We start from the raw sequence: 11,212 nt of genomic DNA on the forward strand, positions 1-11,212 counted from the left end.
TCGCGCATGGTGCCGGTCAGCACGCCGTCGGGTGACTTCCGGGTCTGGACGAAGCGGGTGGGCACCAACCCCGACCTCAAGGTGCTGCTTCTGCACGGGGGTCCTGGGGCGACCGACGAGCTCTACGAGTGCTTCGACGTCTGGTTCCCCGGGGCCGGGATCGAGTACTACTACTACGACCAGCTCGGCTCGTTCCGCAGCGACCAACCGGACGACCCGTCGTTGTGGGACCTCGGCCGGTTCGTCGACGAAGTCGAGCAGGTCCGGCGAGCGCTCGGCCTGGACTCGAGCAACTTCGTGCTGCTCGGGCAGTCCTGGGGCGGCCTGCTGGCCATGGAGTACGCCGTCCACCACCGGGAGCACCTCAAGGGCCTGGTGATCTCCAACATGATGTCGAGCTCGCGCCTCTACAACGCGTAGGCCAGCGACGTCCTCATGCCGGCCATGGACCAGGACGTGCTGGCGGAGATCAAGCGGTTCGAGGCTGACGGCACCACCGACGACCCGCGGTACGAGGAGCTCCTCATGCAGCACCACTACGCGCTGCACGTCTGCCGGCTGCCGCTGGGGGAGTGGCCCGACCCGGTGGTCCGGTCGCTCGCCCACATCAACCCGGCGATCTTCGCGCCGATGCGGGGACCGGGATGAGCGGCTCCCTCGAGGACTGGGACCGCTCGGGCGACCTGAAGGACATCGACGTGCCTACGCTGGTCATCGGCGCGACCCACGACACGATGGACCCCGCGCACATGCGGTGGATGTCCGAGCAGCTGCCCCGGGGCTCCTACCTGCACTGCCCCGACGGCAGCCACCTCTCCCAGTTCGACGACCAGCAGCACTACTTCCCCGGGTTGATCGGCTTCCTGCAGTCCCTGTGACAGACCGGGGAAGCCGCGATGGCGGGCAGACCCGGATCTGCGTCGTGGGGAACAGCGGCTCCGGCAAGACCAGCCTGGCGCGACGGCTGGCCACCCGGCTGGACCTGCCGCATGTCGAGCTGGACGCGCTCAGCCATCGTGCCGGCCGGACCGAGGCTCCGTTGGACGAGTTCCGGGCGGACGTGACGAGCATGCTGCCGCCCGGGGCGGATGGGTCGTCGACGGCAACTACCGCAGCCGGGTGGCCGACCTGGTCGACCCGGACACCTACGTGTGGCTGGACTACCCCAGGAGGGTGGTCTTCCCACGCGTCGTCCGGCGAACCCTGGGTCGCGTGCTGCTCCGGCGTGAGCTGTGGAACGGCAACCGGGAGAGCTGGACGTCACTGCTCAGGCCCGACAGGCGGCAGAACATCCTCCTGTGGTCGTGGACCCAGCACCACGGCTACCGCCGCTATTACGAGGACGCCAGCACGGCCGACCGGCAGGCCAGCTGGGTGCGACTGCGCACTCCCCAGGAAGCGGAACGCTGGCTGTCCGTCATCAGCCGGGCACATGCTGGTCCGCCGGGTGTGGCATGAGGCGTTGCTGTCGCAGCGATCAGCCTTGATCCTGCGAAGCCGTTCGAGGACGGACCTGATGGTCACGCTCACCGGGCCGCCCGACCTCTGGGTGCCAACAGTGTCGACGGCGGCTTCGTCGTCTCGCCGGCGCTGCGAGTCGACGCGCTCATGCGATGTCCGTGGTGTCGTTGCGCGCCAGGAGGATCGGCTCGGCCCGGGCAACGGGGTGAAGAACGGCATGGCGGCATGCTGCCAAGGCGACCGCGGAACCGCCATGCCCTGCCCGGCTTGTAGTGTGGCCGACGTGCCACTCGTCGAGTGTGTCCCCAACTTCTCCGAGGGGCGTCGCCCCGAGGTCATCGCAGCCATTCGAGACGCCATCGCCAGCGTTGCTGACGTCACCGTCCTCGACGTGTCGTCCGACCCGAGCCACAACCGGACCGTCGTCACCTTTGTCGCTCCGTCGTCCGTCGCGGTGCAGGCGGCCTTCAACGGCATCGCCAAGGCGCGTGAGCTGATCGACCTCACCACGCACCAGGGTGAGCATCCGCGGATCGGCGCCACCGACGTGTGTCCGTTCATCCCGCTCGAGGGCGCCACGATGGACGACTGCATCGCGCTGGCCCGGGAGCTGGGCCAGCGGGTCGGCCACGAGCTCGGTGTCCCGGTGTTCCTCTACGAGCGAGCCGCCACCCGCCCGGACCGGCAGAACCTGGCCGACGTCCGCCGTGGCGAGTTCGAGCTGGCGCGCACCGAGATCGGGACCAACGCGGACCGGGTCCCCGACTTCGGCCCCAACGCGGTCCACCCCACGGCCGGCGCGACCATCATCGGCGCTCGGCCGTTCCTGGTCGCGTACAACGTCTATCTTGGCGGCGTCGAGAACCTGCAGGTCGCCAAGGACGTCGCGAAGGCGGTGCGCGGGTCGAGCGGCGGTTTCCGCTATGTCAAGGCGCTCGGGCTCGAGGTCAACGGGCAGGCGCAGGTGTCGATGAACCTGGTGGACACCGACCAGACCCCACTGTCACGCGTCTTCAACTTCGTACGGAGCGAGGCGGAGGCGCGCGGAGTCTCTCCCACCAGGAGCGAGCTGGTCGGCCTGGTGCCGGAAAAGGTGCTCTTCGAGGCGGCGGCCCGGCACATCCGGCTGCCCGACTTCACCACCGACGTGGTCCTCGAGCGCAAGGTTCGCGAGGCGCAGAGCGGCGAGTCGCTGAGCGGCTTCGTCGCGAGTGTCGCGGGCAGCGCACCGGTGCCGGGCGGGGGGAGCGTGAGCGCGCTCGCCGGCCAGCTCGCGGCGGCGCTCGCGCAGTTGGTCGCCGGGTTGACGGTCGGGCGCAAGAAGTACGCCGCAGTCGAGGCGGAGATGACGACGCTGGCGCTCGAGGCGGCTGCCCTGGGCGATCGCCTGGGCGCGCTCGTGCAGAAGGACGCCGACGCCTACGCCTTGGTGAGCGCGGCGTACAAGCGTCCGGGTGACGGCGAGTCCGCTGGTGCGCGAGAGGAAGCGATCCAGGCGGCGCTGGTCAAAGCCGCGCAGGTCCCGCTCGAGACGGCCCGGGCCTGCCACGATGTCGCCCGCCTGGCCGCCACCTGTGCGGCCAAGGGGAACACCAACACCGTGAGCGACTCCGGCGTCGCCGCGCTGCTCGCCGAGGCCGCCTGCCGCGGAGCCGCGTACAACGTACGCATCAACGTCGCATCGATGACGGACCCGTCGCTGGGCGCTGCGCTTCTCAGCGAAGCAGCCGCGCTGGTGGCGGCGACGCGAGCGGCCGCCCAGGGGGCGACCGCCCGCGTGGACGAGGCGATCGGCTGAGCAGAGCCACTCCTTCGGTCGGGGAGCGCCTCGTGTCTGGCCGGTTGGGGATGCGGCAGGCGCCCGGCGAGGTCAGTGGTAGAAGTACGGGTCGAGCACACTGACCGGCGAGATCGAGTCGACCGGGAGACCGTTGCTGGTCGCCGCGCGGCGGATGGCGTCGGGGTCGGGCCCGTCGTAGATGCAGAACGTCTTGCGCTTGTCCTCACTGACGTAGGAGTGGACCCAGGTCACCCCAACGTTCGCGTTGTTGCCGACGACACCGAGGCACGTTGTCGCGCCGTCGTCCGTCGTCGGGATCTCCAGGCCGTCAGGGAACGTACGCTCGACCAGGTAGCGCGGCATCGGTCTCTCCCTCGTGCACGGGGACCGGGACTTGGTCCGTTCCCACCAGTCAGCCAGACGCGTCACCCACGGTCATCGGGAGCGATCCCCATGTTGTGGGCGCCGCATCCCTATCTATCCCGGGAGCGCAGGTCAGCCGACGGCGGCGAGGTCGCGGGCCCGGCGCACCGCCTCGAGCCGGGACGACACACCCAGCTTCGTGAGGATCGACGAGACATGGTGGCCAACGGTCTTCTCGGACAGGTGCAGCCGAGCGGCGATGTCGGCGTTGCGCAGGCCCTCGTTGAGCAGGTCGAGCACCTCGACCTCGCGGTCGGTGAGGCCACCGACGTTGGCCCGAGTGCTCGCTCGGGCTCCGCGCGGCACCCGTGCGCCGATCGACCGCAGCTTGGTGTCGCATCGCTCGACGAGCACGGCCGCGCCGAGCTGTGCGAACCGGGCTCGGGCCTCTCGGAGGTCGACCTCGTCGTCGCTGTCGAGCAGGGCCCAGGCTGCCTTGTACGGGGCTCCGTAGGACGTCCACAGGGTGGCGGCCTCCCGGTGCTGCCCGGCCATCGACAGCAGCTCCGGTTCCCGCAGTCCGTCAGGTGGGGCGTCGATCAGGCCCGACCGCCACACGAGCAGCGCCAGGTCAGGAAGCCACTCCTCGTCCTGCAGCCGGAGGGCCTCCAGGTACCAAGGGAGGACATGCGTCCGGACCGCCTCGACGTCCCCCTCGAGCAGGTGCACCTCGCCGCGCGCCAACGCGATGGTCGCCTGGTAGCCCAGCGTCCGGGACTTGGCGATGTGGTCGCGGGCCTCGTCCAGGTGGCGCCAGACGTCGTCGCTGTCGCCGCGACGGGCACCGATGAGGGCAAGGGCGACCAGCGGCTCGATCCGGCTCGCCCGCCCGGTGTTGCGCACGTACAGCAGGTCGTGCGCCTCCTCCACCGCCTCGTCCCAGCGGCCGAGGTCGAGCTTCATGGTGATCTCGGTGGCCAGGACGCACAGCAGGTGGCCGTGCAGGTCACGTTCGGCGGTGTAGCGCTCAGCCTCCTGCAGCAGGGCGAGCGCCTCGGCGAGCTCGAAGTCGTACCACGTCAGCGCTGCCACGCTCTGGAAGATCCGGGAGGCGCAGTCCTCCAGGTCGTGCTCCAAGGCGATGCGCAGCCCCTCCTTCATCTGCTCCAGCCCGCCGCTGTGGTCGCCTCGGAGGAAGTGGATGAGACCGATGTTGGTCGTCGCCCGTGCGACGACCTCGTAGTCCCCGACCTCCTCACCCATGGCCAGGCCGCGCTCGGCCCAAGGCAGGGCCGGCGGCACCTCCGATGCGCGCAGATGGTGCGAGGCCCGCCGGGCGAGCGCCATCGCCAGCTGCCGGGTGGGCGGCGTCCCCTCCAGCACGGCGAGCGCCTCGTCGATGAATGCGCTGCCGTGGCTGTTGTCGCCGATGGTGTAGTACGACTCGTCGAGGCCGAGCAGGGCGTCGACGACCTCGAGGTCCCTGCCCGCAGGGCGCAGCAGCTCGAGCGACTGGTCCCATGCCTCGATCGCGTGGTCGTGGTCATCGGAGGTCTGGCACTCCTGCGCCCGCTTGGACAGCAGGTCGATGCGTGCGTCGACCCCCAGGAGGCCGGTGTAGGGCATGGCCCGTCCGTACTGGTAGGCGGCCTCGCGGTGCGACCCGAGGCTGGCCGCGGAGTCGCCGGCCGCGATCGCGAACTCGAGGATCGCCTGCGGATCGCCGGCCGTCTCGGCGTGCTCAGCCAGACGCGCGTAGGGGCGGGGTGACATGGGAAGCGAGCGCAGCCGGTCGAGCACCTGCCAGTGCAGCGCTCCGAGCCGTCCCGGTGTGATGCCCGAGAGCACGGCCTGCCGGACCAGCTCGTGCCGGAACGCGTATGTCGGCGCATCGAAGCGGAGCATGCCCGCGCTGACGCACTCGTCCACGGACTCGGGACCGACGTCGGGCATCGCATGGATGAGTGAGGGCTCGAGGCGCGAGCCGATGACCGCCGCCGACTCCAGGGCCAGCCGGGCGCGCGGCGACAGCCGCTGCACCCGGGCGAGTACGGCGTCCTGCACCGTCGGGGGCAGGTGTTCGCCGCCGGACGCGATCACCTCAGTGACGAAGAACGCGTTGCCGCCGGTCTCGGCGTACAGGGCCTCCGCGTCGACGCCGGAGCCTCTCGCGAGGTCGGCGACCGCCTCCCGCGACAACGGTGGGACCGCAAGACGGCGTGCGTCGGGCTGCGGAGCGACATCGCCGACCATGACCCATAGCGCGTCGGCGCTCTGCAGCTGGTCGTCGCGGAAGGTCGCCACGATCAACAGGTGGGTGTCGCCGACGCGGCGGGCCAGGAAGCGGACGAGGTCCAGGGTGGACATGTCGGCCCAGTGCAGGTCCTCGATCACCAGCACGGCCGGGCCGGCGTCCTCCAGGGCGGCGAGCGTTGCCTCGAACAGCCCGTCGCGCTCGCTGGAGCGCAGCAAGTCGCCGACTCGAGGGTCGAGCGACGGCGCGACGTCGACGAGCGGACCGAGCGGTCGGGGTGAAGAGAGCGGGTCACACGCGCCCCAGAGCACTCGCGGTCGGGTGGCTGCCCGCGCGCTCCACTCGCGCACCAGCGCGGTCTTCCCGACGCCGGCCTCGCCGTGCACGAGTACGAGCCGCCCGGATCCGGCGAGCGTCTCGTCGTGCAGTTCCGTGAGTGCCTCGAGAAGCGAGGCCCTCTCCACGAGCGCCACCCGGTCAGCATAGGAGCGGCCGTCGTTGCCTGTCTGCAACAGAGTCGACATGCCGGAGATCTCCAGCGAGGGGTCCTGCGCGAGGATCAGCCGCTCGAGCTCCTGCAGCGCGGGGCCGGGGTCGACCCCGAGCTCCTCAGCCAGCGTCGTCCGGGCGCGCTGGTAGGACGCCAGGGCGTCCGCCTGGCGCCCGGTGCGGTACAGGGCCGCCATGAGCAGCGCCCAGAACGACTCCCTCTTGGGATGCCAGCGCACCAAAGCCTCGAGCTCCGCCACCGGCGGGGCGCAGCCGGGTCTGCGCAGGTCGGCCGCGAGGCGACTCTCCAGGCCGTCCAGGCGCAGCGCGCCGAGCCGCTGGGCCTCGGCTTCCAGCAGCTCGCAGTCGGGGAACTCGGTGTAGGGCGTCCCTCGCCACAGCCGCAGCGCCTCGGTCAGCAGGGTGCTCGCCTCGTCGGCGCGGCCCTCGGCGAGCGCCTTGCGGCCGAGGGCGACCTCGCGCTCGAACACGTGCGTGTCCACGCTGTCCGCGGCGACGTCGAGCACGTACCCGTGCCGGCCGGTCCGCACGAGATCGGGCACAGGCAGGTCACGGCGAAGCCGTGCCACGTGAGACTGGAGGGTGGCCGCGGCTGCCGCTGGGGGGGCCTCGCCCCACAGCCCGTCGACGAGCCGGTCGGCGCTGACCTCGCGGCCGGGAGCGAGTGCCAGCAAGGTCAGCAGCCGACGTGGGAGGGGGCCACGAACGTCGACCGAGTGGCCGTCGTGGCTGACCTCGAGCGTCCCCAGAGCCCAGATCTCCATGGCAGTCGACGGTAGGAAGCCTCCCTGTGCGCCCGTCAGGGGAGAACTCCCCAGATTGCGTCGCTGCGGGCCACTTGCAGCCGTACCGGGAGTTCTCGCCTGTGGCGTTCCAGGGCGTTGCCAGGAGGAGTGGCCAACGTCTGGGGTGCGCCGCCGACCGGTGGCCACCCGAGAGGAGCCCCTCATGGCCAGCACCACGACCCACAGCCCGATCGACACCCGCCCGGTCACCGCCCCTTCGACCCCGACGATTCCGTCCGTGACGCCACGTCCCGCCCGCCGCACCGTCGCGTGGATCCTGGCGGGCACGGTGACCTTGGCGGTCGTCTGCGTCGCCGCAGGCATCGGCTACCGCGTCCACGAGTCGTCGCAGGCCTCCGCCGCCGTGGTCGGCTCTGTGTCGGCCTCCCGGTCGGACGCTGCGGAGTCGGCGCACGGATCCGGCCTGACTGTCGTGACGGGCAGCGGGCACCTGCTGCACGCGGCCGGGGTCCAGTCCGCGACCGTCGTGCCGCCGTCCGACGACGCGCTGCTCGTGCACGGCACCCGCGGCTCGCTCGCTGACGCCTCGGGGCGCGCGCTGGGCGTCACTCGCGGACAGGGTGGCCACCGGTAGCCTGCGGTCATCTTCGCTCGGCGGGCACGTATGGGGGATTCACGTGGGTGTGGGCTCAGGCGGAAGGCGCGAGTCCGTCGCTGACGAGGGCATCCTGCCGAGGGTCCCGGCCTCAGCCGGCGCGATGATCTGGGATCGCAGGGGACGACTGCTGATCCTCAACCCCACCTACAAGGGGGGCTGGACGATCCCTGGCGGCATCGTCGAGGCGGACGGGGAGACGCCCTGGGAGGCCTGCCGGCGGGAGACCCGCGAGGAGACCGGCCTGGTCGTCGAGCACGGCCGGCTGGTGTGCGTGGACTTCCTGCGACCCCGGCCGGACCGCCCCGGAGGCATCCGGTTCCTCTTCGACTGCGGCCGGCTGGACGACGACATCCTGGACGGCGTCGTCCTGCAGGCCGAGGAGATCTCCGAGCACCGGCTGGTCCCCGTCGGCGAGGCCCTGTCGCTGCTCAGCGGTCCGGTCCGGCGCCGGGTCAAGGCCGCCACCAAGGCCACCAAGAAGCCTCGCCGCCTGCTGTACCTGGAGGACGGCAAGCGGGTCCGCTGACCGCGGGTCAGCTCAACAGCCCGACCACGCCCTTGATGACCAGCGCGAGGGACACGAAGCCGCCCACCCCGTACAGGACGGCCCGGCTGTGTACGGTGATCCACGCCCGCCAGCGCTGGTAGGTCTCGGGCGCGTGGTCACGGTCGATCACGAGCACCAGCAGTGGCGCCGCGACGCCGGCCGACGCGAGGAGCACCCACGCGAGCGCGGCGACCAGCAGGCTCGCCTGCGTCAGCCCGCTGGTCAGCATCTGGGAGACGGCGGCGACGACGACCGCGTACGTCGGCAGGAACGCGCCCAGGCCGAAGGTCAACAGCGGTGGCATGGTGTCCAGCCTGGCCATCCACGACGGCTGGCTGTCGGTCCCGGCGTCCTTGGGGTGGCGCCAGCGCCTCAGCAGCCAGCCGGCCAGGAACAGCCCGGCGACCAGCTCCACGGCCGCGTGGGTCTGGCTGGCCGTCGAGGTCTTGGGCACGCTCGGGTACAGCAGCACGGTGGCCACGGCGACCACGGCGAGGGCGGCGACCCAGCCACCGACGAAGGCGAGCTCCTTCGTCAGCCCTCCGCGCGCGTCACCAGCAGCACCGCTGCGAGCACGGACCACGGCTGGACGGCGAGGAAGAGCGCCAGCAGAGCCAGGGTGAGCAGCGAGGCAGGATCCACCGGGAACCCTCAGTTCACAAGACGTTGACGGCGCGAGCGACCACGAGGATCACCAGCGTGAGCGACACCGCGGCCTGGGCGATCAGCCACAGCTTCGACCGTGCCGGATCGCGGAGACGTCGGCCGGGCTGAAAGCGGTGGACGTGTTGAAGGACAGCGCCAGGTAGTCGACGAACTGCGGGTACCAGCCGAAGTCGGCCAGCTCGGGGATGTCCTGCTCCGGGAACCGGAATGCCGACCGCACGTCGGTGCGCCCGTTCGCCCGCGCCGCGGGGCCGCCGGCGTCGAGCAGCCAGTACCACAGCGCGAACGCGATGATGTTGGTAGCCCAGACGATCACCCCGATGGTCAACAGCTCTCCCGGGTTGGCGAATGTCGCCTTTCGCAGGATGCCGAGCACCAGCCGGACGGCGCTTACGGCGGTGCCCAGGGTGATGATGGCCACCATGACGCCGGTGGTGACGCGCAGCCAGCGACTGTCCTGGTCGATCCGTCCTGGGTCGCCGACGATGAGGATGGCGAGGAGCACCATCAGGAACGCGGGGTAGCCGATCTGAAAGGCCCCCCAGATGCGGAACTGCGCGGGGACGAACAGGTACAGGCCCGCGGCGGCCAGGACCGCGAGCGCCATCGGCAGCCGACGCTCACCATGCCGTGGACCCGGTGCGTTGGCCACGCGCACCATCTCACCGGGGACCTGCGTCCGTCGCCTCATCCATCGGGGGTGGTTTCCCCAGGCAGGACGCGCCGCGAGCCGGGTCGGGTGGGTCAGCCGTTCGAGTGCACTTCGGACGCGGCCCGCTCGCCGCTGAGCACCGCACCCTCCATGAACCCCTGGAAGTCCTGGGTCGTGTGTTCGCCGGCGAAGTGGATTCGGCCCTCCGGCACTCCTTCGTAGCCGGAGAACCCCGTGTACTGGCCCACCCGCCAGTAGGAGTAGCCGCCACCGATGAACGGGTCGAGGAGGGCGAAGTCGTACCACGCCGCCCCGCTGTAGGCGTCGGTCACGCCCGGCAGCACGGGCTCCAGCTGCCGCAGCAGGTCGCGTACGAGGCGCGCCGGTGGAGCTCCCGAGTCGTCCTTCAGTCCGTAGCTGCTGATGATCTGCTGCGGGTCGGTGCCGCCGGGGAAGGCCGTTCACAGCGACACGGGTCCCGTGTACCCGCCGCTTGCGGGGCCTTGCGCCATCTGCCACCCAGAGCTGATGAACCCGTGGTCCTGGTACGTCGTCCCCGTGAAGCCGTCCGTGACCCAAGGCTTCTCCGTTGATCTGCAGCATGACCTTGCCGTTCGTCCCCATGCCCAGGGTCCTGATGGCAGTCATCTTCAGCGGAGACAGGCCGGCCCTGGTGAGGTCCACGTTCCGAAGGGTCCTAAACGGAAGCGCGAGGATCACACTGTCGGCGATCAGCTGCTTCGTTGCGGCCCCGCTTCTGCAGGGTCAGCGCGTACGTGCCGTCGATGTTGGCTGTCAGCGCGACCAGCGCCTGACCCGTCTGGATCGTGTCTGCGGGCAGCTGGGCGACCATCCCGCGCACGACCTGGTCGTTGCCCCCGGTGACGTGCCAGCGTTCGTCGGTGCCGGCCAGATACGGCTCGGCCTTCGGCTGCAGGCCGCGGCCGTTCGCGCTGTCGTAGTACCCGAGGATCAGCGACAGGTTGAGGGCGGACTGGTCAGCCGGGTCGCCTCCGTACTCGTCGATCACGTTCTGCAGGCACATTGCCCCGAAGTCACCGCTGGTGCCGCCGGGAAGGTGCCGGTCGATCCACTGCGGGACGTTCCGGTGGTCCCACGCGTACCCCGTGGCGGTGAAGGTGTTGTAGCTCTGCGGCCAGGGGGCCGCCTTGATCCCGTTGTTGAACAGTGACCACCCCCACGCCTGCCAGGCGGCGTCGAGCTGGGCCTGCGAGTACCGGGCTCCGTTCACCCAGTAGGTGTCGACGGTGCCGGGTGCGTACGCGCGGGTGTCGTCGAGCTTCAGGTTGAGGTCCTTCACCAGGTCGAGCATCGCGGTGTGCTGGGACGAGATGTACTCGCCGTGCATTTCGGCGACCATCCCGTTGGCCCAGTACCCGCGCTGGGTCTCGCAGCGTCCCCCGACGTCCGCGCCGGCCTCGTAGACCGTCGACGTCCAGCCAAACTTCGTCCAGAGCACGTGGGCGGCCCGCAGCCCGGCCAGGCCGCCCCCGACGATGGCGATCCTGGGCTGGTTGCGGCTCGCCGCCGACGCCCTCATGGGGCGGAACACCG

At 70.7% G+C, this 11,212-nt stretch carries 13 protein-coding genes; 7 read left to right on the forward strand and 6 right to left on the reverse strand.

Features of this window, described 5'->3' with window-relative positions; all coding sequences use genetic code 11:
- The 5 genes from VIM19_12855 to ftcD all read left to right on the forward strand — a co-directional run.
- Positions 1-420, forward strand: a 420-nt coding sequence (locus VIM19_12855) for an alpha/beta fold hydrolase (protein ID HEY5185765.1), incomplete at its 5' end; no start/stop codon positions are given.
- A gap of 24 nt (positions 421-444) precedes the next feature.
- Positions 445-648, forward strand: coding sequence for a hypothetical protein (locus VIM19_12860; GenBank protein HEY5185766.1), 204 nt, complete (start codon positions 445-447; stop codon positions 646-648).
- Positions 645-878, forward strand: a complete 234-nt coding sequence (locus VIM19_12865) for a hypothetical protein (GenBank protein ID HEY5185767.1) — start codon at positions 645-647, stop codon at positions 876-878. The genes VIM19_12860 and VIM19_12865 overlap by 4 nt, the downstream gene beginning before the upstream one ends.
- Before the next feature lie 241 nt (positions 879-1,119).
- Positions 1,120-1,458 carry a hypothetical protein gene (locus tag VIM19_12870; GenBank protein ID HEY5185768.1) on the forward strand — a complete coding sequence of 113 codons (339 nt, stop codon included), beginning with the start codon at positions 1,120-1,122 and terminating at the stop codon, positions 1,456-1,458.
- A gap of 286 nt (positions 1,459-1,744) precedes the next feature.
- Positions 1,745-3,259, forward strand: a complete 1,515-nt coding sequence (gene ftcD / locus VIM19_12875) for a glutamate formimidoyltransferase (protein ID HEY5185769.1) — start codon at positions 1,745-1,747, stop codon at positions 3,257-3,259.
- A 72-nt stretch (positions 3,260-3,331) separates the two neighbouring features.
- Here the strand turns inward: ftcD and VIM19_12880 are convergent, their stop codons facing one another.
- The gene (locus VIM19_12880; GenBank protein ID HEY5185770.1) at positions 3,332-3,604 is read right to left on the reverse strand and encodes a DUF4242 domain-containing protein; all 273 of its coding nucleotides are present in this window, start codon (positions 3,602-3,604) and stop codon (positions 3,332-3,334) included.
- 132 nt (positions 3,605-3,736) lie between these two features.
- On the reverse strand, positions 3,737-7,132 hold the full coding sequence (locus VIM19_12885; protein HEY5185771.1) for a BTAD domain-containing putative transcriptional regulator: 3,396 nt from the start codon (positions 7,130-7,132) through the stop codon (positions 3,737-3,739).
- A 184-nt stretch (positions 7,133-7,316) separates the two neighbouring features.
- On the opposite strand from VIM19_12885, the gene VIM19_12890 reads away from it, so the two are divergent.
- Together VIM19_12890 and VIM19_12895 are read left to right on the forward strand one after the other, a co-directional pair.
- The gene (locus tag VIM19_12890; protein HEY5185772.1) at positions 7,317-7,748 is read left to right on the forward strand and encodes a hypothetical protein; all 432 of its coding nucleotides are present in this window, start codon (positions 7,317-7,319) and stop codon (positions 7,746-7,748) included.
- A 49-nt stretch (positions 7,749-7,797) separates the two neighbouring features.
- Positions 7,798-8,298, forward strand: coding sequence for an NUDIX hydrolase (locus tag VIM19_12895; GenBank protein ID HEY5185773.1), 501 nt, complete (start codon positions 7,798-7,800; stop codon positions 8,296-8,298).
- A 7-nt stretch (positions 8,299-8,305) separates the two neighbouring features.
- On the opposite strand, the gene VIM19_12900 is transcribed toward VIM19_12895, so the two are convergent.
- The 4 genes from VIM19_12900 to VIM19_12915 form a co-directional block, all read right to left on the reverse strand.
- Positions 8,306-8,902 (reverse strand): GAP family protein, encoded by a 597-nt coding sequence (locus VIM19_12900; GenBank protein ID HEY5185774.1) that lies wholly within the window; start codon positions 8,900-8,902, stop codon positions 8,306-8,308.
- A 141-nt stretch (positions 8,903-9,043) separates the two neighbouring features.
- A complete protein-coding gene (locus tag VIM19_12905; GenBank protein HEY5185775.1) occupies positions 9,044-9,676 on the reverse strand; it encodes a hypothetical protein in 633 nt (210 codons plus the stop codon).
- A 53-nt stretch (positions 9,677-9,729) separates the two neighbouring features.
- Positions 9,730-10,065 (reverse strand): FAD-dependent oxidoreductase, encoded by a 336-nt coding sequence (locus tag VIM19_12910; GenBank protein HEY5185776.1) that lies wholly within the window; start codon positions 10,063-10,065, stop codon positions 9,730-9,732.
- 269 nt (positions 10,066-10,334) lie between these two features.
- The coding region (locus tag VIM19_12915; GenBank protein HEY5185777.1) for an FAD-dependent oxidoreductase at positions 10,335-11,212 on the reverse strand (878 nt) is incomplete at its 5' end.

The organism is Actinomycetes bacterium, assembly GCA_036510875.1.
Classification (GTDB): domain Bacteria; phylum Actinomycetota; class Actinomycetes; order Prado026; family Prado026; genus DATCDE01.

Bases quoted from the DNA above. Each gene is read 5' to 3' on its own strand.
- VIM19_12880 (HEY5185770.1), bottom strand. From the start codon at position 3,604: ATGCCGCGCTACCTGGTCGAGCGTACGTTCCCTGACGGCCTGGAGATC.
- VIM19_12865 (HEY5185767.1), top strand. From the start codon at position 645: ATGAGCGGCTCCCTCGAGGACTGGGACCGCTCGGGCGACCTGAAGGAC.
- VIM19_12890 (HEY5185772.1), top strand. From the start codon at position 7,317: ATGGCCAGCACCACGACCCACAGCCCGATCGACACCCGCCCGGTCACC.
- VIM19_12860 (HEY5185766.1), top strand. From the start codon at position 445: ATGGACCAGGACGTGCTGGCGGAGATCAAGCGGTTCGAGGCTGACGGC.
- VIM19_12885 (HEY5185771.1), bottom strand. From the start codon at position 7,132: ATGGAGATCTGGGCTCTGGGGACGCTCGAGGTCAGCCACGACGGCCAC.
- VIM19_12905 (HEY5185775.1), bottom strand. From the start codon at position 9,676: ATGAGGCGACGGACGCAGGTCCCCGGTGAGATGGTGCGCGTGGCCAAC.